General features: G+C 43.4%; 26 protein-coding genes. 25 read left to right on the forward strand and 1 reads right to left on the reverse strand.

Annotated elements, in window-relative coordinates; genetic code table 11:
• Positions 1-151: 151 nt before the first annotated feature.
• Complete coding sequence (locus F9B85_RS11530; protein ID WP_151621071.1) at positions 152-940, reverse strand: hypothetical protein; 789 nt, start codon at positions 938-940, stop codon at positions 152-154.
• 386 nt (positions 941-1,326) lie between these two features.
• Between F9B85_RS11530 and F9B85_RS11535 the strand changes: the two genes are divergently transcribed.
• The 25 genes from F9B85_RS11535 (at position 1,327) to amaP (ending at position 24,041) form a co-directional block, all read left to right on the forward strand.
• Positions 1,327-2,433, forward strand: a complete 1,107-nt coding sequence (locus F9B85_RS11535; RefSeq protein WP_151621073.1) for a type IV pilus twitching motility protein PilT — start codon at positions 1,327-1,329, stop codon at positions 2,431-2,433.
• A gap of 197 nt (positions 2,434-2,630) precedes the next feature.
• Positions 2,631-2,858: a DUF1659 domain-containing protein gene (locus tag F9B85_RS11540; protein WP_151621075.1), complete on the forward strand. Its 228-nt coding sequence runs from the start codon at positions 2,631-2,633 to the stop codon at positions 2,856-2,858.
• Positions 2,859-2,927: 69 nt separating this feature from the next.
• Positions 2,928-3,161 carry a DUF2922 domain-containing protein gene (locus F9B85_RS11545; protein ID WP_243138187.1) on the forward strand — a complete coding sequence of 78 codons (234 nt, stop codon included), beginning with the start codon at positions 2,928-2,930 and terminating at the stop codon, positions 3,159-3,161.
• Positions 3,162-3,297: 136 nt separating this feature from the next.
• Positions 3,298-3,456 (forward strand): YvrJ family protein, encoded by a 159-nt coding sequence (locus F9B85_RS14825; RefSeq protein ID WP_243138189.1) that lies wholly within the window; start codon positions 3,298-3,300, stop codon positions 3,454-3,456.
• 276 nt (positions 3,457-3,732) lie between these two features.
• Entirely contained in the window at positions 3,733-6,285 is a 2,553-nt protein-coding gene (locus tag F9B85_RS11555) for a PAS domain S-box protein (RefSeq protein ID WP_151621081.1), read from the forward strand.
• Between the two features lie 218 nt (positions 6,286-6,503).
• Positions 6,504-6,782, forward strand: coding sequence for a late competence development ComFB family protein (locus F9B85_RS11560; RefSeq protein ID WP_151621083.1), 279 nt, complete (start codon positions 6,504-6,506; stop codon positions 6,780-6,782).
• A 103-nt stretch (positions 6,783-6,885) separates the two neighbouring features.
• Positions 6,886-8,307, forward strand: a complete 1,422-nt coding sequence (locus F9B85_RS11565) for a TldD/PmbA family protein (protein ID WP_243138197.1) — start codon at positions 6,886-6,888, stop codon at positions 8,305-8,307.
• 56 nt (positions 8,308-8,363) lie between these two features.
• A complete protein-coding gene (locus tag F9B85_RS11570; protein WP_243138190.1) occupies positions 8,364-9,710 on the forward strand; it encodes a TldD/PmbA family protein in 1,347 nt (448 codons plus the stop codon).
• Between the two features lie 19 nt (positions 9,711-9,729).
• Complete coding sequence (gene aroQ, locus F9B85_RS11575; protein ID WP_151621087.1) at positions 9,730-10,254, forward strand: type II 3-dehydroquinate dehydratase; 525 nt, start codon at positions 9,730-9,732, stop codon at positions 10,252-10,254.
• 65 nt (positions 10,255-10,319) lie between these two features.
• Positions 10,320-11,417: a M24 family metallopeptidase gene (locus tag F9B85_RS11580; protein ID WP_151621089.1), complete on the forward strand. Its 1,098-nt coding sequence runs from the start codon at positions 10,320-10,322 to the stop codon at positions 11,415-11,417.
• A 124-nt stretch (positions 11,418-11,541) separates the two neighbouring features.
• Positions 11,542-11,664 (forward strand): hypothetical protein, encoded by a 123-nt coding sequence (locus tag F9B85_RS14940; RefSeq protein ID WP_279237774.1) that lies wholly within the window; start codon positions 11,542-11,544, stop codon positions 11,662-11,664.
• Positions 11,665-11,813: 149 nt separating this feature from the next.
• Positions 11,814-12,371 carry an elongation factor P gene (gene efp / locus F9B85_RS11585; protein ID WP_151621091.1) on the forward strand — a complete coding sequence of 186 codons (558 nt, stop codon included), beginning with the start codon at positions 11,814-11,816 and terminating at the stop codon, positions 12,369-12,371.
• Between the two features lie 165 nt (positions 12,372-12,536).
• Positions 12,537-13,160 (forward strand): CD1247 N-terminal domain-containing protein, encoded by a 624-nt coding sequence (locus F9B85_RS11590; RefSeq protein ID WP_151621093.1) that lies wholly within the window; start codon positions 12,537-12,539, stop codon positions 13,158-13,160.
• Between the two features lie 211 nt (positions 13,161-13,371).
• The gene (spoIIIAA, locus tag F9B85_RS11595; RefSeq protein ID WP_151621095.1) at positions 13,372-14,457 is read left to right on the forward strand and encodes a stage III sporulation protein AA; all 1,086 of its coding nucleotides are present in this window, start codon (positions 13,372-13,374) and stop codon (positions 14,455-14,457) included.
• Positions 14,458-14,481: 24 nt separating this feature from the next.
• Entirely contained in the window at positions 14,482-15,000 is a 519-nt protein-coding gene (locus F9B85_RS11600) for a stage III sporulation protein AB (RefSeq protein ID WP_151621097.1), read from the forward strand.
• Between the two features lie 49 nt (positions 15,001-15,049).
• Entirely contained in the window at positions 15,050-15,247 is a 198-nt protein-coding gene (gene spoIIIAC / locus F9B85_RS11605; protein ID WP_151621099.1) for a stage III sporulation protein AC, read from the forward strand.
• A 27-nt stretch (positions 15,248-15,274) separates the two neighbouring features.
• Entirely contained in the window at positions 15,275-15,676 is a 402-nt protein-coding gene (spoIIIAD, locus tag F9B85_RS11610) for a stage III sporulation protein AD (protein ID WP_151621101.1), read from the forward strand.
• The gene (spoIIIAE, locus tag F9B85_RS11615) at positions 15,673-16,920 is read left to right on the forward strand and encodes a stage III sporulation protein AE (protein WP_243138191.1); all 1,248 of its coding nucleotides are present in this window, start codon (positions 15,673-15,675) and stop codon (positions 16,918-16,920) included. The genes spoIIIAD and spoIIIAE overlap by 4 nt, the downstream gene beginning before the upstream one ends.
• Before the next feature lie 135 nt (positions 16,921-17,055).
• On the forward strand, positions 17,056-17,718 hold the full coding sequence (gene spoIIIAF / locus F9B85_RS11620) for a stage III sporulation protein AF (RefSeq protein ID WP_170270473.1): 663 nt from the start codon (positions 17,056-17,058) through the stop codon (positions 17,716-17,718).
• A gap of 39 nt (positions 17,719-17,757) precedes the next feature.
• Positions 17,758-18,393 (forward strand): hypothetical protein, encoded by a 636-nt coding sequence (locus F9B85_RS11625; protein WP_151621105.1) that lies wholly within the window; start codon positions 17,758-17,760, stop codon positions 18,391-18,393.
• A gap of 2 nt (positions 18,394-18,395) precedes the next feature.
• Positions 18,396-19,187, forward strand: a complete 792-nt coding sequence (locus F9B85_RS11630; protein ID WP_151621117.1) for a SpoIIIAH-like family protein — start codon at positions 18,396-18,398, stop codon at positions 19,185-19,187.
• A 262-nt stretch (positions 19,188-19,449) separates the two neighbouring features.
• Positions 19,450-21,438 (forward strand): acetyl-CoA carboxylase biotin carboxyl carrier protein, encoded by a 1,989-nt coding sequence (accB, locus tag F9B85_RS11635; protein ID WP_151621119.1) that lies wholly within the window; start codon positions 19,450-19,452, stop codon positions 21,436-21,438.
• Positions 21,439-21,448: 10 nt separating this feature from the next.
• Positions 21,449-22,810, forward strand: a complete 1,362-nt coding sequence (gene accC / locus F9B85_RS11640) for an acetyl-CoA carboxylase biotin carboxylase subunit (protein ID WP_151621121.1) — start codon at positions 21,449-21,451, stop codon at positions 22,808-22,810.
• Positions 22,811-22,980: 170 nt separating this feature from the next.
• Positions 22,981-23,373 carry an Asp23/Gls24 family envelope stress response protein gene (locus tag F9B85_RS11645; RefSeq protein WP_151621123.1) on the forward strand — a complete coding sequence of 131 codons (393 nt, stop codon included), beginning with the start codon at positions 22,981-22,983 and terminating at the stop codon, positions 23,371-23,373.
• 77 nt (positions 23,374-23,450) lie between these two features.
• Positions 23,451-24,041: an alkaline shock response membrane anchor protein AmaP gene (gene amaP / locus F9B85_RS11650; protein WP_170270475.1), complete on the forward strand. Its 591-nt coding sequence runs from the start codon at positions 23,451-23,453 to the stop codon at positions 24,039-24,041.
• Positions 24,042-24,163: the final 122 nt, after the last annotated feature.

Below are 24,163 nucleotides of genomic sequence, written 5' to 3' on the forward strand. Positions count from 1 at the left end.
CTTAGCTTACCCGCTAGTTCTTAGCTTACCTTACCTGCTAAAGGGCTAGGGGCTCTATGAGGCCATGAACCAAGTAAAAAGCAAAGGGGGGCGGTATTTCTATGTTCCATAAAGGAACACAAAAGCACCGCCCCCCTCAGTATTCTCTGTGTTATAGCAACCTAATAAGCTCCTCAGCCGCTACTTTGTTCTTAGCGTTACATATCTTGACTACTCCATTTTCATGAAGCATAACTTGTGTATTCGTATTCTCATATTGCAGAGATAGCATTGTTATATCGTGGCCATTTTTTCTGTAGCGCACTTTTTTTATAAAATCTAAGATCTCCATGTATTTATTATCTGCAATTAATTTGCCTAAGGTCGTGCTTTCTTCTTCTATAGTAGGGGAAAAGAGAATGCTTTTTACTATGAAGCGAGAAGAGTGCACTTTTTTGATAATGCGATCAAAAGTATCTTGATCGATACTTTTCTTTTTGAAGTATGTTAAGAGTTCTTCTTTTTTAGCAACACTTAGATTGCTGTTAAGGAGCACTAGATTTTTATAGTATGTTAATACTTCTTCATTAGATAGTAACTTTTCCTGATCGGCTCTTTCGCATAGGAGGTAGTCTTCGCCTTCTTGAGCATTGTTCGTGTTATTAAGCTTGAAAATTTCGTCTTTGCTAGGAACAGAAAGGATAGCAAATTCATAGTTTCTGACACCTGCTACCATAGTTTCACCTGTAGGGTAAACGGTAGCTTCATAAGAGCCTATAGCTTCATTCCAAGTAAAACTACTTTCTTGCCCCGTAGAGCTGTGTTCACAACAATATACAAAATAAACTTCTCGATCTCTAATCACAGAAGGGCTTGGAGCGATTCTCTTTAACTCAATGCCGTAGTAAAAAGCAAGAAAGCCTCTAGTGTGTTTGAAGAAGCTTTTCTCGTTATCTGTCATAAAAAGTCTTGTCCACCTAGCGATTTCGTTTGTTTTGCCACTCAAGCAAATACACGTCCTTTGAAGCCTGGAACAGGCAAAAAATACTAATTGAAGTTACAAATATTCTACTATAGGAGAATTAATTCCTGCTTCTGTCTAGGGTACAACAACAGATTCTTGTGAAGCTAGCAAAACTGCATAGAAAGTGCACAGAAGAACCGTCCCCACTGTGCACTCTCGAGGGCTTCCTATTAGCCAAGTGAATTGCTATAATTGGAAAGAATCGATAAATATGGAGGCAAAGGATAGTGCTTTATCTTAGAGGTGTTAACATTGATGAAGCAATAATAATTCAATCATCATATTAATGAATATAGCAACCAGAAAATGGATGGAGGGCTACTGTGGATATCAATGAGCTACTCAAGGAAGCTGTAACTTTAGGGGCTTCGGACTTGCATATAACTGTAGGTGCTCCACCGATCGTAAGACTTCATGGTGATCTGCGCCCTCTTAATTACGCACCTTTAGAGCCTTCAGATACAGAATATATGGCCAGTCAGATTTTGAATGAAGAAAAGAAAGCCTACTTTGAAAGTAAAGGCGAAGTAGATCTTTCCTATAACTGCGCTGAATCAAGTTGTTTTCGTGTCAATATTTTCCGTCAGCGCGACGTCATCTCTATTGCCTGTCGAGTTATTAATACGGTAATTCCAACAATCGAGTCTCTAGGCTTGCCGCCCAGTGTGTCACTGTTAGCTAGACGCTCAAAAGGACTCATTCTGGTAACAGGCCCTACAGGAGCTGGCAAATCAACAACTATTGCATCGTTGATAAACTTAATTAATACGGAAAAATCTTGTCACATACTTACATTAGAAGATCCTATTGAATATTTGCATCGTCACCAAAAAAGTATTATCACTCAGAGAGAGATTGGTCGCGACAGTATGACTTTTCCCGATGCTTTGCGAGCCGCGTTACGGCAAGATCCTGATGTTATTCTCGTCGGTGAGATGCGCGATCTAGAAACAATCTCTATCGCTATTACTGCCGCAGAGACTGGTCACCTAGTCTTAGCTACCCTTCATACGATGGATGCACCTCAGACGGTAGAGCGTATTATCGATGTGTTTCCTCCAGGGCAACAACAACAGATTCGTGTGCAGTTAGCTAATACTTTAGCAGGTGTCTTGTCTCAGCGACTTCTTCGTCGTGTTGATGGCAAAGGTCGAGTTGCCGTGATGGAGAGCCTCATCTGCACTCCTGCTGTTCGGAATATGATTCGCGATAACAAAATTCATCAGATCTACTCAGTCATGCAAACGAGCGCCAAAGCAGGCATGCAAACTATTGACAATCATCTATTTAGTTTATATGAACGTGGGCTAATTAGTTCTAGCGATGTCCATGAGCATGCAGTAGACAAAGAAGCGGCCGAACGCTTTATTGAGTTCCCTTTCAATGAACCTCAAGGCAAGGGGAACTTTGGACATCGGAGGAGTAGTTAGGTAAAAGCTATTCCAATACAAATAAGAACAAATGTTCTAATAGGGAACTAGAGGGAGCAAGCAGAACGTAAGTTCGCATAATTGAATATAATGAGCCCACAGGGCCTTAGAGTCACTTTGCTAAAAAGTGGCTCTTTCTGTTACTATAAAGCCGTAGCCGGTTACAAACACTTGTTCTAAGAAAGGAGGTTCGCACCGTGTCCGTTAATGTTACCACCAAAGCCTCAACTCTACGCATCAATGTTATCACTTCCATCGATGCTGATGGCGCTGTCAAGTACCAGAACAGAGACTTCAGAGGCTTAAAAGCTCAGGCTTCTCATGATGAAGCATTCCAGTTGGCCCAGTCTCTCCTCTCACTTATGCGCCAACCCTTGCATGCTATTGAACGAATTGACGTAAATTCCATCACTAGCGCTGGCTAAGACCCTACTCTACAGTAACTCTAGACGCTAGAGTGCCTGAATTTAAGAATGAAAGGAGGTGAAATTGAATTGAACGTAACAGAGAGCACTTCTTTAGAGCTTGTTTTTACCAACTTAGCTGGTCGCGACGTAACCTTACGCATCCGAGAGCCTAAAGAGGATCTTACAGCTGAACAAATCCTAGCTGTCATGGACGACATCATCGCTGGCAACGCTTTTACTTCTACTGGTGGTGACCTAGTTAGCAAAAAAGATGTCCGTTACCTGCACACTACTATCAACGACCTTTACGACCCTGCTTAATTTCTGGATAACTTCTTAACCCCTGGACCATCGCTCTTCCAAAGGGTAAATGGCGTGGAGGATAACTTATCTCCTTGCACCCCATTACTTACCGAAGCCTGGAGGTCTTCATAAAACTTTGGAGGTGACCTTCCTTTTGGAAGAAAATCTACTCAACAGCATGGCCAATGTAGGCTTTCCCATCGCCCTTACCATCTTCTTACTTCTACGTATGGAGAGCAAACTCGAATCATTGACGCAAGCAATCACTGAACTAACCCAGCAAGTCAAAAGCGTAGAACAAGAAGGTAGGTAAAAAACAACGCTAAAAAGCCAAAAAGCAAAGCAAAAAAGCATCCCCTAAGCTTAAAAAGCGAAGGGGATGCTTTTTTGCCTTTTTTTGTCTGCATGGAAAAGCCTATTGATTAACAATGTTTTTATCAGGTTTTTTGAAAAACAAACTCATTACTAAGCAAAAAAGTGTATAATAAGGTTATGTGAGAATGGTATATACATATAAAAAATACGCACTACCTATATAGAAGTTATGCACAACCTTTGTAGCACCTAAATAATAGATGGGGTGAGAAAAATGGCACTATCTACAGGTTATATGAATCCTGCTTTACAGGCAATGCCCGTAGGTTATGCCTTGCATCAGCTGATCAGAGATGAAGAAGGTAAACTTATAGACTATATTTTTGTAGAAGTTAATCCTGCTTTTGAGAAGATGCTGGGATTATCAAGCAAGGCGATCAAAGGGGCTAAAGCTTCTCAAGTCTTCCAGAAAGATTTAGAAGATTCTTTTCACTTCCTTCGTTTTTTTGATAGCGCGCCGACGGAGTCTATGATAGAGTTTTATGCAGAAAAAGTAGATAAATGGTATGGATTGCAATGCTTTGAACCAGAAGCAGGCCATATAGCTGTAACAATTCAAGATATTAGCTCAATAAAAAAACCACAGCATCTCTACAAAGAAATAATCAATACCCAAAAAGAGATGATCTGTCGCTTTTTGCCTGACACGACTTTGATCTTTGTGAATCAAGGTTATTGCAATAATTTTAATGAAGAAGAAGAAAATCTTTTGGGGAAGCATTTTCTAGATTTTATTCCCGAAAAGTTGCACAATATTATAAAAAATCATCTTCAAGAGATGGTAAAAACTAAAGAGCCCAAAACTTATGAGCATCCTGTCTATACAAGAGATAAGAAAGTACGTTGGCAGGAATGGACCGATTATCCCATTTTTGACGACCAAGATAATATTATTGAATTTCAGTCTATTGGCTATGACATAACTGAGCGAAGAGAAGCCCAGGAAGCGCTTCGTAATAATGAAGAAAATATACGCCAGTTAGCGGAAAATATCGATCAAGTCATCTGGTTACGGACAATGAAGGAAATAATCTATGTAAGTCCAGGCTATGAGCGGATTTTTGGTCGCTCATGTGAGAGTCTCTATGAGAAACCCAACTCTTTTCTAGAAGCTCTTCATCCAGAAGATGTACAAAGAGTGCTAGAAACAGCTCACAGTGAAGCTTACTTGAAGGGTGATTCTTTTAACCAGGAGTATCGCATTATTTGTCCTGATGGTACGATGAAGTGGATCTTGGCCAAAGTCTTTCCTATTAAAGATGAAGAAGGAAAAGTTGTTCGTTACGCCGGCGTAGCTGAAGATATTACTGAGAACAAAAGGTTTCAAAAAGAAATCCTAGAAGCCAAAGAAAAAGCAGATAGTGCCAACCAGGCTAAGTCAGAATTTCTAGCGAATATGAGCCATGAGATTCGTACTCCCATGAACGGTATTATAGGAATGACTGAACTAGTTCTGTCCACAGACTTAGTAGATAACCAACGCTGGTATTTAGAAAATGTCAGGCACTCTGCCTTTTCACTTCTACAGATTATTAATGATATTCTTGACTTTTCTAAGATCGAATCAGGGAAAATGGAAATCGATAAAGTGCTCTTTACTTTGCCTGAATTAGTGGAACAGCCTATCTTCGTCATCTCCACGAAATGCAAAGAAAAGAATTTGCTCCTGCGCACTTGGCTTGACCCCAATTTACCGAAAACTCTTTGTGGCGATATTTTGCGCATTCGGCAAGTTCTTTTTAATTTACTCGGTAATGCTGTTAAGTTTACGGAAAAAGGCGAGATCAAACTATCAATAAAAAAAGTAGAAGCTCTGCACAATAGCGATTGCTGTTCTAGCCAGAGTGATAAGAGTTATGTTAATTGCTCTAGTGCAAGTGATAGAAGTGAATTTATTATAGGCCATGGTAATGAAGATGGTACAAAGTCAAGTTCAGAGAGGATAGAAGACCTTACTATTATCGAGTTTTCTGTCAGTGATACAGGTATTGGCATTGCACCACAAAAAATTGATACTATTTTTGATAGTTTTACTCAGGCTGATGGCTCAACGACCCGTCGCTTTGGTGGCACAGGTCTAGGATTGAGCATCTCTAAGAATCTTGTCCATTTGATGGGTGGCACTTTCCACGTAGAAAGTCAAGTTCGTAAAGGAAGTACTTTTACTTTCCGTCTGCCTGTTAATTTACCGGCAGATATGGTTATTGTTGATGGGCCCGCTAAGCCCTTAGACTTTTTTGCAACAGGTCTAGCCCGAGGTGGCTTGTCTCGTAATCGAAAAGCTAACTCATCTACCCTGGAAGAGTTAAAAGCAAGCTTAGATGTAATCTTACAAGATTTTTCTTGCAAGATTCTCGTAGCTGAAGATAATAAAGTGAACATGCTGTTGATTGGCCAAATCTTAAGTAAGCTAGGCTTAGAAACGATTAAAGCTACTAACGGCAGTGAAGTCTTAGATATTCTTGAAACAATTGATGTCGATCTAATCTTTATGGATATTCATATGCCTGTTATGGATGGTATTGAAACGACTAAGATTATTCGTAAGCAAGAAGAAAGACTAGGCAGACAGCCTATTCCGATCATTGCTCTTACAGCAGATGCCATGAAAGGCGACCGCGAAAAATGTCTAACAGCAGGCATGGACGATTATATTACCAAACCATACATCAAAGAGGATATAGCCATGGCTCTTGCTAAGCATCTGCGAGGAACAGATATGGAAGAGTTTCATTCTATAGCTCAGAGTAGAATGAAAGACTTATAACTTAACCTCTATCATTAATAGAGAAAAACCCGTGATCGTAGCAATTTACTTGCTTCCGTCACGGGCTTTTTTTATCATTGATTTAACATTTCCTCGCTCAAGAGCTCATAGAAAGTCAATTATAGAACTTTTAAACTTTAGCAGGGAACTTCCATCGTTCGTCGAAAAAAACACTACAAAGCTCCTAATAGTGCAAATACTGAAAGGAGGCCACAACCATGTTACACAACCTCATGGAAGATGTGGTCAAACAGCTTTTCGATGATGTGATCAGTCTGCACCCAGAGATTTGCCAGTGCGACCATTGCCGTCACGACATTATGGCCGTAGCATTAAATCATTTGCCGCCACGTTATGTCGTAACAGTAAAAGGGGAAGTATACACTAAGATCAACATGTTAGCCCAGCAGTTTCGTATTGACGCTATTGCCGCTATCGCTCAGGGTATGGTTACGGTCACGAAGAAACCTCGTCACGATAAGGATCCGGAAGCCTAGGTAAAGAGGTCTCTTCAAGCAACTTTATTGCCCCACAAGGATGGTGAATAATTTGTCCCAGTCTCTAGAAAAAGATGGACTTCAGGAGATCTTAGACATCGCTATGAGTCACGGTGGCGATTTTGCCGACATCTATATTGAGAAAAAAGCTCTCAACGGTATTGGCTGTGAAGACAACAAAATAGAGCGCATCAATTCCGGTACTGACGCTGGCGCTGGTATTCGCGTCATCGCCGGTGATTCAACTGCTTATGCTTACACTAACGATGTAAGCTTCGATGGCTTAGCTCATGCCGCACGTGTAGCTAGTCACGGCGCTCGTGGCGATCAAGTTCGCAAAAGCAGAGACTTAAGTACACCTTTAGCTCCTGTCGATCTTTCCGTACAACTGCGGCCTGATGAAGTAGCTATTGAAAAGAAAGTGGAAAAAGTCCTCGCCGCTAACCAGCATGCACGCACCCTTGACGATCGAATCAAGCAAGTGACTGTAGGCTTTGGCGATATTATTCAGCAAGTGACTATCGCTAACACAGAAGGTGTTTTTGTAGAAGATGAGCGCATTCGCTCTCGCTTTATCGTTCACGCTGTAGCGGCTGATGGCTCGTTGATCCAGACAGGCTATGAAGCTCTTGGCGGCTCTGTTGGCTTTGAGATTTTCGAGGAAGAAGCCCCAGAAGATATTGCCCAAAAAGCTGTCGACCGCGCATTGCTTATGCTAGAAGCCAAACCAGCTCCCTCAGGCACTATGCCTGTCGTGATGGCCGCAGAAGCTGGCGGCACTATGGTTCACGAAGCTTGTGGTCATGGTTTAGAAGCCGATCTTGTGCAAAAAGGGCTCTCCGTCTACGGCGGCCAAAAAGGGCAGGAAGTAGCGTCACCTCTAGTCACTGTTATTGACGATGGTACGATTAGAGGTAAGTACGGTACAATTCGCTTTGACGACGAAGGTACGAAAGGTCAGAAAAACGTCTTAATCGAAAAAGGCGTTCTCAAAGAATTTATGTACGACCGCTTTACAGCAAGCAAAGAAAAGAGAGAATCGACAGGCAATGGTAGGCGCGAATCCTATCAGCATAAGCCCGTCCCTCGTATGACTAACACACTTATTGCCGCTGGCGATGAAGATCCTTCAGCGATTATCAAAGATACGAAAGAAGGCCTCTTAGTTAAGAAAATGGGTGGCGGTCAAGTTAATACGACTAACGGTGACTTCGTTTTCGATGTAGCAGAAGGTTATATCATCAAAGACGGTGAAATAGTTCATGCCGTTCGTGGAGCTACACTAACAGGCAACGGCCCTGAAGTGCTCCGCAAAGTCGACCGCGTCGGCAAAGACCTAGGTTACGCCATCGGCACTTGTGGTAAAGAAGGCCAAGGTGTTCCCGTCTCTGACGCCCAACCTACTATGCGCATCCAATCCCTAATCGTAGGCGGCACCGGCGGTGCGCCAGATTCCCCCAATAAGAAGCTCCCCGCATTAGCAAACATCCTAAGCGACGGCACTCCCAGAATCAGAAGATTGTAAAAGTGTAATTTTTGGTTAAACTATTAAAATAGTAGAAATAGAAGGCAGGTGTGAAGGTGAGTCGAATCGATATGGGCACAATCACCCGCAAAATGGTAGAACTCGCCCAACAAAAAGGTGCAGAGATGTCCGAAGCATACGGACTCGATGCTAGAGAACTATCCATCGACGTATCACAAGGGGTCGTCGAAACGATGAAACTTGCCGAAGACCGAGGTGTAGGTCTGCGCATCTTCAAAAAAGGAAGAATGGGCTATGCCTATACATCGGACCTCGATGAGAAGGTCCTCGAAAGTACTGTAGAACGAGCTATTGCTAATGCCGTCTGGACTGGAGAAGACCCCTATCACGTCCTGCCCTCTAAAGTAGAGGCTTACCCCCATGTAGACACTTTTGATCCCGAGATTAGTAAGACAGCAGTAGAAGAGAAAATCAACTTAGCCAAAGAGATTGAAGCGGCCGCTCGTGCTACGGACGAGCGGGTCAAGATTACAGAACGATCTAACTATCAAGATGCTGAATATACTGTCTCTATTGTAAACTCTCGGGGCATCGATGCTTCCTATCGAGGCGCTTACTGTGGCGCTTATGCCTATCTAGTAGCTGAAGAAAATGGCGAAAATCAGACTGGTTTTGCTCTTTCTTATGGCTTGCGTTTTTCTGATATTGACCCTACTAAGGTAGGGCAGGAAGCGGCTAATAAAGCAGTGCGTATGCTCGGAGCAAAACGAATAGCTTCAAAGCGCATGCCTGTACTTTTAGATCCTTATGTAGTTACTCAATTCATGGGCATACTTACGCCTGCGCTAACAGCAGAAGCTGTCCAAAAAGGAAAGTCGCCTCTAGCAGGCAAAAAAGATCAGATCGTAGCTTCTGATATCCTTACATTAGTCGACGATGGTCGCTTAGAAGGTCGTATCGCTTCTGCTCCTTTTGACGGTGAAGGTGTGCCTTCTTCTAGAACTGTTTTGATTGAAGATGGCATTCTCAAAAACTATTTGCACAATAGCTATACAGCTCGCAAAGAAGGTGCTATTTCCACAGGCAACGGCACACGCGGATCTTTCCGTGGTACGCCTGAAGTAGGCACTACTAACTTTTATCTACAAGCAGGCCAAGAGACTCAAGAAGGTCTCATGGCAGGTATTGACTATGGCTTCTATGTCACTGAAGTGATGGGCATGCATACAGCTAATCCTATCTCAGGCGACTTCTCCATTGGCGCATCTGGACTGCTCATCGAAAAAGGTCGTCTAACGACTCCTGTCCGTGGCGTAGCTATCGCCGGCAACTTAATGGAACTGCTTCAAAACATTGACGGCATTGGCAATGACCTTACCTTTTTTGTTGGCAAAGGCGCTCCTACAGTAAGAATTACCTCTCTTCCTGTAAGTGGCGACTGACGATACAAGGAGGAAAAAGATGACCCAGAATCCAACACAAGTAGCAAGGAAAGTTCTTTTCAAAGATCTTTTAAAGGAATATTCGCCAGAACAAGGGCCATTGAGTAAGCGCATTCTGTTGCTCAATGGTCCCAACTTGAATCTCTTAGGCCGTCGTGAACCGACTCATTACGGTCAAACATCTTTAGCAGAAATCGAACATAGCTTACAGACCATGGCCGCTAGTTGGGGATGGGAATTAGCTTGTTATCAATCTAATCATGAAGGCGATCTGATCGACCTTATTCATCAGGCAATGGACTTTGTAGATCTGATCATCATCAATCCTGGTGCTTACACACATACGTCAATTGCCTTGCGTGATGCCTTCAGCGGTACGGCTATTCCTTTTATCGAAGTGCATCTTTCCAACATCCATAGCCGCGAAGAATTTCGTCACCGCTCCATGCTAGCTCCCCTTGCTATTGGTCAGATTAGTGGCTTTGGTGCTCACAGCTACACACTAGCTTTAGAAGCGGCTCGTAACTACTTAGAAAGTCGCTAAAATCATTATTAGGAAATCGATATCATCGATATCATCATTACTTGGCTAGTTAGAGGAGTGATCTCTTGAAGAGTAGTGCTACTAAAGTTTTGGAACGACTCCGTGCCCAATGGCCTGACGAGACTGATGCCCTGTTAATCATGGAGCCTAACAATCGCCGCTATCTATCTAGTTTTACAGGCACAGCTGGCTTGCTATTGGTTACACCTAATCAAAGTATTCTCGTCACTGATTTTCGCTACTGGGAACAGGCTCAACAGCAAAGTCCAGAGTGGCAGATTTATCGCCAGCAAGGATCGTGGCTCAAAGCTCTTCAAGAAGTACTTACTAAGTCTAACTGGAAAAACATTGCCATCGAATATAACTACATCACCCTTACCCAACAAGAACTGCTTACTAAGGCTTTACCTGATCGCAACTTATTGAATCAGTCGAGCCTTATCGAAATAATGCGTTCTGTAAAAGATGAAGCGGAACAAGAAAAAATAGCTCGTGCTGTAGCTTTAGCCGATCGTGGCTTTGAGCATATTCTTACTTATGTGCAGAAGCGTTTTCGAGGGTCAGAGGGCGAGGTAAGGGAAAAAGAGATTGCTTTAGAGTTAGAATTTTTTCTTAGAAAAGAAGGCGCAGAAGGCATTGCTTTTGACTTTATCGTTGCTTCTGGTGAGCGATCGGCTTTGCCTCATGGCGTAGCTACTGATAAAGCCTTGCAAGAAGGCGAATTTGTCACTATTGACTTTGGTTGTCGTTTAGATGGCTATTGTTCCGATACGACAAGGACTTTTTTTCTAGGGAAGCCTACAGAAGAACATCAAAAAGTCTACCGCACAGTCTTACAAGCTCAGCAAGAAGCTCTGGAAGTGCTGGGTCCCGGCAAAATAGGAAGTGACCTAGACCAAGTGGCGCGAGAGATCATCGAAAAAGCTGGTTACGGCTCTTACTTTGGTCATGGTCTCGGTCATGGTGTTGGTCTTGTTGTACATGAGAAACCACAGCTTTCTCCAAGTAGTGACGATATCTTGCAGGTAGGGCAAGTGGTAACGGTAGAACCGGGTATTTATATCCCTCAATGGGGTGGCGTCCGCATTGAAGACATGGTTATTATCACTGACAGTGGCTGTCGCAACTTAACGAAAGCACCTAAAGAGTTAATTTGCCTTTAACAGGAGTCTTGTAGTTGCTGTTATATATTGGCAACAGGGTTGTAATGACGCCGTTCGCTAAGGGCTTCATGGCTGTTCGCTCCGTTGCTCCGCGGGTGCGCCAAACCTCTGGGCTGTTCTGCATGTGAACCGTGGCGCACTTTTCCGCTATGCAACTGTCGCTCTCGACGCCATTTCGCCCAAATCGCTCACTATGTCATTACAACCAGATTATGCCATTAAGTACAAGAGTCATACTGATGATTAAAAGACTTAATTTTCAGCTTCCTGTAAGCAGGAAAACCTTTCAAGGTTATAGAAAAGTATTACACTTAAAGTATTAAACTTATATCGACAAATTTTTTTGGACCATGTCGCAGTGATGAGGAGCGACTTGAAGGGAGTTTAACAAACAGAATGATTTCTTCTAACGATTTTCGTACCGGTTCAACTATTGAGCTTGACGGTGATGCTTTCCAAGTAATTGAGTTTCAGCATGTTAAGCCTGGTAAAGGTGCCGCTTTCGTGCGCACTAAGTTGAGAAACGTCAAGACAGGTAGTGTTGTTGAGCGTACTTTCCGAGCCGGTGAAAAAGTGCCCAAAGCTCATATGGAGCGTCGTACTATGGAGTATCTCTATAACGATGGCGAAGATTATACTTTCATGGATACAGAGACTTATGAGCAGACAACTCTACAAAAGTCTCAACTTGAATATGAACTGCGCTTTCTGAAAGAGAATATGCAAGTGCATATCTTAACTTGGAAAGGCAATCTAATGGGCGTAGAGCTACCCAATACGGTAGAGCTTCGCGTAATGGAGACTGATCCTGGTGTTCGTGGTGACACTGCTCAAGGTGCTACCAAACCAGCGAAGCTAGAAACTGGTGCTGTTGTTCAAGTTCCTCTCTTTATCAACGAAAATGATCTTCTGATCATCGATACGCGCAACGGAGCTTACGTTTCTAGAGCATAAAGCTAAGCTTGTCTTATAATTGGTAAAAACATAGAAAAAAAGATTTGGCAGGAAAGAGATTTTTATTTGCCTAATCTTGTTAAATTACAGCCCTCCCGGGAATACTTAGAGTGAGCCTTTGGCAATTAAGCAAAAGGCCGATAAGTTGCTGAGGAGGGACTTTTTATGCCTTCATTAAAAGAACGTATCTCCTATATAAAAGGAATGGCCGAAGGATTGAAAATCGAGGCCGATCCCCGAGAAGGTCGATTGCTCAGCGAAATGATCAACCTGCTTGGCAAAATGGCTGATGAGATCGATGAAGTGAAAAGAGAACAGGTAGCGCTCGAAGAAATGGTAGAAAGTATCGATGAAGATCTCGTAGAGCTCGAGAGCGACTTCTACGAATTAGATGATGACGATGATTTCGACGACGATGACGATGATGATGATGTCTTTCTCTGCCAATGCGACCATGACCATGATGAAGAGGACGATGAGCTCATTGAATTCGAATGCCCTACTTGTGAAGAAACAGTCTGCTTTGACCAAGCTGAGTTAGCTGATGATGAAGTCTTAGAAGTAGTCTGTCCTAGCTGTGACCGTGCCGTTTATATACAAGACGGTGAAGACCTTGATATGACTGCTTTTGACGAAGATGATGACGACGAAATTGAAGACAATAGGCAGTACAGAACAACGGAAGTAGATAGTCGTCAGGATCACCGTCACGATAAACCAAGCGACTACAACCACAGAAGTACCTATCGTACTGGTCCTTACCATCCTAGTCACTACTACAGAAACTAGTAATCACTATAAAAACTATTAATTACCACGGAAACTAGTAATCACTATAGTAGAAAAAAAGAGTCACTTGAGTAGGGAAAAAGAGCCACTTGGCAAGAGAAAGATCTTCTTTTGCTGAGGGGCTCTTTTTATTTTCTCCTTACTTCCTCCTACAATTTGCATAAACTTGCCAATGCCGCCATATCTTTGTGGTAGATAGGGGGGATCGACAATGCGAGTAACTTGGGACAGGCAACAGAAAAAACTTGTTTCACCAACAAGGCCCTTACAGCATATCAAAGAAGTTCCACCACCAACACCATCACAAGCACCTACACAGCCACAGAGAGAAATACAATCTAAGGAGCAACTAATCCCCGCGTCAGCCGATCTCTGGCTGGACAAACTTTTGCCCTATCTAGCTCCAGCTATACGACCACTTCTTGTGCAAACGATAAAAGAGAAAAAGCTAACCCCCGACAGCATCTCAGAAATTCGTCTCCGTGTGGGACGACCACTCAATATCAACTGTAATAACGGTGATATTTTGCTCCGCAATGTAACTGCAGAAGAACTCTTGCAAACATTGCATCTTATGTCCGAATGCTCTATTTACGCTTTCGAAGAAGAATTTCGTCAGGGCTATCTAACTTTGCCCGGAGGCTATCGCGTAGGCCTAGCAGGTCGTGTTGTTCTTGAAGGTGGCAAAGTCAAGACTATCCATCCCGTATCGTCCATCAATATTCGCATTGCTCGCCAGCTCAAAGGCATAGGCGATGCTTTTTTGCCCCATTTATTAGGTTCAGAAGAAAGTCTTTTCTTGTCCACCTTAATCTTATCGCCTCCTGGTGGCGGCAAAACGACACTGCTTCGCGATCTTGTTAGACAGCTTAGCTTAGGTCGTCCTGATCTTGCACTGCCTGGAATGACCGTAGGACTTGTTGATGAGCGATCGGAAATAGCCGCTTCATACCGTGGTATTCCCCAAAACGATGTCGGGCCTCGCACTGACGTTCTTGATGGATGCCCCAAGTCAGAAGGTCTACTGCGGCTACTGCGCTCTCTAGCACCAAAAGTTCTTGCTACTGATGAGATTGGACGTATGGACGATGTACGAGCTGTAGAAGAAGCTATGCATTGTGGCGTATCCTTGTTAGCTACAGCCCATGGCCATAACTATAGCGATCTAGATAAAAGATCGGGCCTCAGAATCATGAACCAATTAGGCTTGTTTCAACGCATTATTATCCTTAGTCCTCGTCCTCAACCAGGCACGCTAGTTGCTATCTATAACGAAATAGGCGAGAAAATCAATTAGATTTTCCTGAGGAGGCTATAGAAGATGTGGAAGCTTATGGGCTCTGTTATCATCATTGGCGCCTGCAGTAGTGTTGGTCTGTGGATGGCTTCGGAATTACATCGCCGCCCCAAAATCTTAGCGCAATTGCAATCGTCCCTTTCTGGACTAGCTACAGAAATTTCCTACGGCGCTATTCCTTTACCGCAAGCTATGGAACAAGCAGGACGCATCAGCGGCGCTCCGGCTGATCTGCTTTTTCAAGGTATGGCCTATCGATTGCGTCAAAATCAGGGTAGCAGTGCTCAGGAGATCTGGATTAAATGTCTGCAAGATTGGCTTCCGAGAACGGCTCTAAACAAAAAAGATGGCGAAGAACTAGAGCGCCTTGCTCTCGGACTAGGAACAGCACCAAAAGAAGATCAACTACGGCGTATTGAGGAAGTTAAAGCGCGTCTAGCCTGGTTAGAAAAAGAAGCTCGCGAAGAAGGAGCACGACTAGCTAAAGTATGGTCCTACGGTGGTATTTTAACAGGTTCAGCTATTGTCTTAGTACTCTGGTAGTCTATTAGGCATCCCAAAAAGGCAGGCGAAAAATGGGGAGGATTGTACCATGGACATGCTTGAAATCTTTCAAATAGCTGGGATAGGCATATTCGTTGCCGTTTTTTACTCTATTTTGAAAGAAGCAAAAAGAGAAGAATTAGCCCAGCTACTGGCCATTGGAGGTGTGGCTCTTGTCACCTTGATGGTCATCCGTCTGATTAGTGAGCTTTTTACTGAAGTAAAATCCGTCTTCTTTCTCTACTAAGGGGGGCGTGGCAAGGAGGGAAACCAGATGGAGATTCTCCAAGTCGTAGGCGTCGGTATCATCGCCACGGTCCTACTTGTAATCATTCGCAAACAACGTCCAGAGTTGGCTGTGCAATTGAGCATTGCCGCTGGCGTGATTCTTTTTCTGTTCATCTTAACCAAAATATCAGCCATTCTTCAGGTGCTCGACGATCTAGCTCATCAGGCCCAAATCAATCGTTACTACCTTACTACGCTACTTAAAATCGTCGGTGTCGCCTACATAGCCGAATTTGGCGCTCAGATTTGCCGAGATGCTGGAGAATCGGCCATTGCCTCCAAAGTTGAATTAGCCGCAAAAATTATTGTCATGGTCATGGCCTTACCCATCATTCTCGCCTTAATCGAAACGCTAATTAATCTCCTGCCGCAGGGAGGTGGGCCATGAGAAAAAAACTAGCAACACTCTTCTTAGTGCTCTTTTTTTTCCTAATGGCTTGTCCTTTATCAACAAGCATAATGCCACAAGGGTTGGCTCTAGCGGCAGTGAAGCCTGTTGAAATTGAGCCTTTTTCTAATCCCTACCCTCAAGTGTCACCGGATATGCAACATAGTCAAGAAACGATGGAAGCTATTGACCTTACAGCGCTCCAACAATTTCTTGATCAATTAGAGCACGATCAGGGGCGTTTTCTTCCTTCCATTAACTTTAGCACCTTACTGCAAGATATCAGAGACGGTAAAGTAAGCTTTTCCTTGAGTGCTATCTTGCAAGGCATCTTAACTTATCTATTTCATGAAGTCTTAGCTAACACAGCTCTTATGGGACAGCTGGTCATCTTAGCTGTTGTCGTCGCTATCCTTAATTATATGCAAGCTAGCTTCGACGGCGGGACAACCTCCAAAGTTGCTTTTGCCGCTGGCTACATGGTCTTAATTACTATTGCGCTACACAGCTTCTACAGTGCCGTTCAAACAGGACGAGACGCTATAGATGATATGGTTCAGTTCATGCAAGCTATCCTACCGATTATGCTTACCTTGCTTACAGCCATGGGTGCTTTTGCCTCGGGTGCTCTTTTTCATCCCATTATCCTCGGAACGATTACTTTGATCAGCACTTTAATCAAAAACTGGATCTTTCCCCTGATCTTCTTCGCTACCGTTCTTGGAATTATTAATCACTTATCACCAAAATTCAAAACCAAAAACCTTTATAACCTTGTCAAAGACGGTTACAAATTGCTCATGGGACTCCTGGTTACTCTTTTCCTAGGCGTCATCAGCATCTACGGAGCTGTAGGCGCAGTCGCAGACGGCTTAACCTTGCGTACAGCCAAATACGCTACCGATGCTTTCATCCCCGTTGTTGGTGGCCTCATTACAGACAGCTTCGAACTCCTGATCAACTCATCAATACTCTTAAAAAATGGCCTCGGCCTCGTCGCCGCTCTCATCATCATCGTCCTCACCGTATTACCAGCTCTCAAAATCCTGGCCATGGTCATCGTTTACCGCCTCATTGGCGCTCTACTTCAACCTATCGGTGACAGCCCCTTATCAGACTGCTTAGAAGTCATCGGCAGTAGCTTAGCGCTCATCTTCGGCGCTGTAGCTACAGTAGGCATGATGTTCTTCCTAGCACTAGCTATCGTCGTCGGCGCTGGCAATATTACCGTCATGATGCGCTAAGAAAAATTAACGGACCTGCGTGGGAACAGTCCGTACGGAAGGGCTTGTCCTCACAGGTCGCGGCATGGAATCACAAAAGTTGCATAATAATTGGACTAAGCCGACGAAGGAAGGAGGCCGGCACATATCGAGATTTTGCGTGAAATAATCCAACAGGTGATCTTAATCATTCTCGTTGGCACAATACTAGACATGCTCATGCCTAATGGCCGCCTCCAGAATCTGGTGCGGCTTGTTGTTGGACTTTTTATCATGGTTGCTATTCTTAATCCTATTATGAGCTTCATGCACCATCAGGACTGGTCACAAACGCTGAGTCAACAAGCCTTGCCAGAAGAAATTACTTCAGGTTACGAAGAAATCAAAAGGCAAGGTGAAGGGTTGCGGCAACAAAATTATGAACGAGCTAGGGAAGAGGCTCGCTTTCGCTTAGAACGTCAAGTGGAAGCACTAGCTTCGCTAAAAAGCGGTATCAAAGATGCCAAAGCCCAGATCAAGCTAGATGGAGATGACCAAAAAGGTATTTATGAAATACGCCTCCATTTAAGTGAGGAAAGCGGAAGTCTTTTCGTACCTAATCAAGTAGCGGAAGTACAAATTGACCCTGTAGGGAGTACAGAATCTACAGATTCAAGAGAACCAAGAGAAGCTATAGAGTCAACAGAAGCAACAACAACTATGCCATCAGACGAGCAAGTGAGAGCGAAAGAAAAAAATGACTTAGCCGCTCAACTAGCCCAAACCCTCTCGGGTCTCTACGGCGTTCCTATAGAAAAAATCCAAGTAACTTGGGACTAATTACTTAGAGCAAGAGAAAATAACCGAGGTGGATAAAAGATGGATAAGTCAAAAGAAATGGAAAAAAACGAAAAAAGCATTTGGAGCCTCACTAAAGATAAAATGGGTGCCTTCGTCGCCATTTTACTGTTCCTGGGCTTTTCCTTTTTCTTTATTCAAAGTGATGATACGAAAAGCCCCACTATGGAAGGGAGCGATGTAACGACAACTAATACTACAAGTCCTCGAGACCCCTTAGCAGGTATTCAAAGAGGTAGTGAGCTAGCCGCTCAAGAACGCTTGTTAGAAGATCGCGTTGCTAGCGCTCTTTCGGCTATTGCAGGTGTTGGCATGGCAGAAGTACGGGTCAGTTTGGCTCAAGGTACCCAAGCTGAGTATGCTATCAATGTTAATGCTAACAATCGCAAAATCGAGGAAAAAGACAAACAAGGCGGCGAAAGAGTTACGAACGATAATAGCGACTCTCGTCAACTTGTAGTTATGCGTGAAGGTGTCAACTCTAGAGAACAGCCTGTGGTAGTGCGCGAGATGCGCTATGAAATCGCTGGTGTTCTCGTAATTGCTGACGGGGCCAAAGATAGTGAAATCAAAGAAAAGATTGGCCGTGCCGTCTGCACTTTACTCGACGTACCAGCTCACAAAGTGAGCATCTTCCCCCGAGAAGGAAGTGTGTAAAAATGGATAAAAAGTCCCCTTTTTCTAAAAAGTCAAGCAATTTTAGAAAAAGCTTAAAAACAAAGCGTTCTCTCGTGCCACCTCGCTTTATGCTCCTTGTAGTAGCCCTTACAGCTATTTTTATCATTGGTCTTACTTTCAAAAGCTCTCATTTTCTTGGCGACAAAACTTTCTCTTATATGCTGAACAAATTTGATTCTGAACAAGAATCGAAGATTGCTCAACATACAGAAATGGCTCTGGCCGATCTAGATGCTTACCCATCTCGACTTGATGAAACAATCTTTGCAGGAAAGCGAGCAAAAGAATTAGACAAAGAGAAAATGGTCGAAGAAGCTCTTGCACCTATAGAAGAAAGCAAACAACCAGCGCAAGAACAAGGTCAGCAACAGAGCAGTGCTAACGATGGCTTACCCAAAGCTCTATCGGATTTGCAAGGGAGCTTACAAAACCATAACTTTTTTGCCGAATATCGGATTGAACGGGAGCGCAATCGAAGTCAACAAATTGAATTGCTTCGCGAAATAGTCAACAATAGTCATTCTGCTGACAGCACTCGTCAAGAAGCACAGGAAACACTGCTCTCGATGACAGACTTAATGCGCAAGGAATTAGAAGCAGAAAAAATCATCATCGCTCAAGGTCATCAAGATGCCGTCGTGCTTATTCAACCAGAAAGTGTCTCTGTCGTTGTTTCCAAAGAAAGCACTGACGACAGCAAAAGCAAGATTATCGATATAGTTTCCTCCATCACCGGAAGAGCACCTTCAGCTATTGCGATTATGACTCAATAGAAGAAAAAAAAAGCAACAACCTCCGCCTATATTAATAGGAAGGAGGTTGTTTTTTTGTTGTACGGTGTATACTTTACCAGAAAGCTTGCTTTACTGGGATAAGAAACCTATAATGTACCATAGGAGTTTAGTGCAATAGTGCTAAACGGTGTTAAGCTCAGGGTTTGTAGTAATAGTTTTTGTCGAGTCTTAGAATTACAAAGCGGCTACAAGGTTTTTTTGAAACTGAGTGACCCAGGCCGCACGGTGATGGAGGTATGAAATGACAGAATTAAGAAAAGTAAAAGTCACCGACACAACTTTGCGTGACGGACATCAAAGTTTATGGGCCACTCGCATGCGCTTAGAAGATATGCTGCCCATTGTGGAAAAGATGGATAAGGTTGGCTACCACTCTGTTGAAGTTTGGGGAGGAGCTACTTTTGACGTCTGCATGCGTTATCTTAACGAAGACCCCTGGGAGCGTTTGCGAATCCTGAGACGCCACTTCAAAAACAGTAAGTTACAGATGCTATTACGAGGTCAGTCACTAGTTGGTTATACCCACTATGCTGACGATGTCGTAGAAGCATTTGTACACAAATCGGTTGAAAATGGAATTGACATTATTCGGATTTTTGATGCCTTAAATGATCTGCGTAATGTGGAAGCGCCTATTAAGTATGCCAAAGAAGCAGGCGCTCATGTGCAAGCGGCCATCGTATATACGATCAGTCCTGTACATACGATGGACCATTATGTCGAGACTGCTCAGCGATTAGCTGAGATGGGTGCAGATTCACTCTGTATCAAAGATATGGCTGGTTTGTTGTTACCTTTCAAATCTCGTGAATTAGTATCAAGAATCAAAGAAAAAGTAGATCTGCCACTACAGATGCATACTCATTACATTGGAGGCATGGCTGTAGGGGCGCTCTTAAAAGGTGTCGACGCTGGAGTTGACATCATTGATGCCGCCGCGTTACCGCTAGCTTTTGGTGCTTCCCAGCCACCGATTGAGACGCTAGTACGTGCTCTTTCTGACACAGAGTTCGATACGGGTATAGATATTCACGAACTTTTTGAAATTACCAGATATTTTGAAGATTTGCGTAAACGACTGGGCTATGCTCGAGGCGTTACACGCATTAATGATATGCAAGTTTTTGATCATCAAGTTCCAGGTGGAATGATCAGTAACCTTGTTTCGCAATTAGAAGAACAAAAAGCATCGCACCGCCTCAATGAAGTGCTTGCAGAAATCCCCAAAGTGCGTGCAGACATGGGTTATCCGCCTCTCGTGACGCCTACGAGTCAGATCATCGGCACTCAGGCCGTACTTAATGTTCTCTTAGGCGAAAGATATAAGCTTGTGCCAGGCGAAGTAAAAGGCTATGTAAAAGGTCTTTACGGTAAGCCAGCGGCACCAATTGATGAAGAAATCCAGAAAAAGATTCTCAAAGATGATAAGCCTATTGAAGGTAGACCAGCAGACTTGCTTCCACCAGCTATGGAGAAACTACGCAAAGAGCTTGGTCCTTTAGCCCATAGTGACGAAGATGTGCTTTCTTATGGCCTCTTCCCACAAGTAGCTCTAAAATTCTTTGATCATCGCAAAAATCCTCATCATGTGGCAGGACCTATTAGTCCAGTACAGGGCAATAAGGAAGCAAAGGCTCTTTCAGATAAAACAACAAAAACGGGAACCAGTGCCGTTGAGAATCGTCAGAAAGTCGCTTCGATAGGTACTGCACAGAAGGAGGAAATCGATATGAACATTCAAGATGTAAAAGAACTGATCCAAGCGTTAAATGGTTCAGATATTAATGAAGTTTCATTAGAAAACGATGGCGTCAAACTAGTCATTCGTAAAGGTAACTTCATTGCAGAAGGTCAAGCATCTGCCGTAGTAAGTGCACCAGTTCCTGTAGCAGTTGCTCCTGCACCTGTAGCACCAGCTCCTGTAGCGGCCGCGCCAGTTGTTGAAGAAGAGCCAGTAGAAGCAAAGCCAGATTACAGCAACAACCCTAACGTAGTTGCTATTACTTCACCTATGGTTGGTACTTTCTATTCTGCTCCAGCTCCCGATGCTCGTCCTTTCGTTGATAAAGGCACTAAGGTAGAAGCTGGCAGTACAGTTTGTATCGTAGAAGCTATGAAGCTTATGAATGAGATTGAAGCAGAAATTTCTGGCACTATTCTTGACATTTTAGTTGAAAATGGTGAGCCTGTAGAATACGGACAAACACTTTTCCTAGTGGAAAAGATCTAAGGGGGTACCCATGGAACAGCGTCCTTTATTCAACAAAATACTCGTAGCTAATCGCGGTGAAATTGCCGTTCGTATTATTCGAGCTTGTAAAGAAATGGGTATCAAAACAGTAGCCGTCTATTCTGAAGCAGATCGTGATGCCCTCCATGTTAAGTTAGCTGATGAAGCTTTTTGTGTTGGTCCAGCACCTTCTAACAAAAGCTATCTCAACATTACGAATATCATTAGTGCCGCTACTGTTTCTAACGCAGATGCTATTCACCCTGGTTATGGTTTTCTTGCTGAGAACGCGTACTTTGCTGAGATTTGCGAAACTGTTGATATTAAGTTCATCGGTCCTAATGCCAAAGCGATTGAATCAATGGGCGCTAAGTCCGTAGCTCGGGAGACTATGATTGCCGCTGGTGTTCGCGTTGTGCCTGGTTCAGAGTCAATCATTACTAATGATGAAGAAGCTATGAAGATTGCTCAAGAGATTGGCTATCCTGTCATGATCAAAGCTTCCGCTGGTGGCGGCGGTCGTGGTATGCGAATTGCTCATAGCGAAAATGAATTGCTTAAAGCCATTCAGACAGCACAATCAGAAGCTCAGGCGGCTTTTGGCAACAATGCTGTCTATATGGAAAAGTTTGTTGAAGAACCAAGACATATTGAGTTTCAGATCATAGCAGACGAACACGGTAATGTTGTTCACCTCGGTGAGCGCGATTGTTCTGTGCAGAGACGTAACCAGAAGCTCATTGAAGAAGCGCCTTCTATGGCTTTATCACCTGAACTACGTGAAGAGATGGGTAAACAAGCTATCTTAGCGGCTAAAGCAGTTGATTATGCTAACGCTGGTACGGTAGAGTTTTTGCTCGACAAATACAATCAGTATTACTTTATCGAGATGAATACGCGTATTCAGGTTGAGCATCCTGTTACAGAAATGATTACAGGTATCGACTTGATCAAAGAACAAATCCGTGTAGCCGCTGGCGAGCCTCTTGGCTATACTCAAGATGATATTGTTATTAACGGCTGGGCAATGGAATGCCGCATTAATGCGGAAGATCCTGACCGCAACTTTATGCCTTCACCAGGCACGGTTCAGGAATATCGCATTCCTGGTGGTTATGGCGTGCGCATTGACAGTGCCGTTTACAGCGGTTACAAAATCCCGCCGTTTTATGACTCTATGGTCGGTAAACTTATCGTCTGGGGTCGCACTCGTGATGAAGCTATCGCACGGATGCAAAGAGCTCTTGAGGAGTTCAAGATTGAAGGAATCAAGACGACTATTCCCTTCCAGCAAAAAGTGCTGGGCCATGAGGTCTTCCAATCAGGCGAGGTTTATACGAACTTTATTCCACGACATATCTTAAAAGACTAATAATATCTAGAAAAGGACCTGGACGTATGTTTAGGTCCTTTTCTTTCACAGATTAACTGATATTTTGACAGATTCTTTAGCAGATCTGGCATAAGCTCCCTATCTCTGGTACAATAATAATCAATGGACACCCTCCATTGTTTGAGAACACGTGCAGGAGGTGCCGCGTGATGGATAATGACAATACTAAAGTCACTGCGGAATTCGGACATATTCGCATAGCTAATGAAGTTGTTGCAACTATTGCAGGATTGGCCGCTACAGAAGTAGAAGGCGTTACGGCCATGAGCGGTGGTATTGGCGGCGGTATCGCTGAAATGTTAGGTCGCAAGAACTTGACCAAAGGTGTCAAAGTTGAAGTAGGCGAAAAAGAAGCGGCCGTTGACTTGAACATTGTTGTAGATTTTGGTAGTAAGATTCCTGAGGTAGCTAAGGCTGTGCAAGAAAATGTAAAACGTTCTATTGAAAGCATGACTGGCTTGGCTGTTGTGGAGGTAAACGTCCATATTCAGGGGGTTAATTTTGTACCTCCCGAACCGAAAGAGGAAGATCGGTTGAAGTAATGAAGAGCCCCCTGAGAATCTTCTCAGGGGTTTTCTACTTGCTTTTAGCTCTTTCTATTTTGCAAAGGAGTGATTTGATGGTTGTACCAGGCCGCATCTTTAGCCTAGCTGTTGCCTTGCCAGCTTTTTTCATGACTCTCTATGTTATCTGGTTGGGCTTGTCTCTTGGCACTACAGACGGTAAGGGCTTGTTTATGCTCTCTTCAGCGGCCTCTAGCAGTTCCTCAGGTGTCGTCATCGCCTTCTTTGCCTTGACTTATCTTTTTTTTATTAGTCGATTTATCTACTTACTTTTACCGGTAAAAAGGCGAGATCATACTTTGCTTACTGAAAATAAGCTAGGCAAGATTAAGATTACTCGACCGGCCATGGAAGAACTTGTCTACAACATAGCGACTCAACAGTTTGGTGTGCGCAGTGCCCATATTAAGATTTTTAATATCAATGAAGCGGGCCGACTGACAGTACAATTAGAAGTGACGACACATCGAGAAGGTATGTTGCCTCGATTAGGGCCTCAACTGCAACAGACTATTCAAGAAGTTTTAGAAAAAGTAACGGGCCTTCCTGTTGAAGAAGTGACTGTTACTGCTACTAAAGTTCTGGTCAATAAAGAACTCCCCTGGGATGATAAGAACAAGCAAAGGCCTCGACGAAGAGTGTTGTAATATTGTAATAATCTTACATAACAAATTGATTTCATTTACTTTTAACTTTACTTAAAGTACACCAAACAGACTAAAGCTGAATTAAAGACTTGTAGGCAATAAAAAGGTAATAAATTGCATAA

The organism is Heliorestis acidaminivorans (genome assembly GCF_008933955.1).
GTDB classification, from domain to species: Bacteria; Bacillota; Desulfitobacteriia; order Heliobacteriales; family Heliobacteriaceae; genus Heliorestis; species Heliorestis acidaminivorans.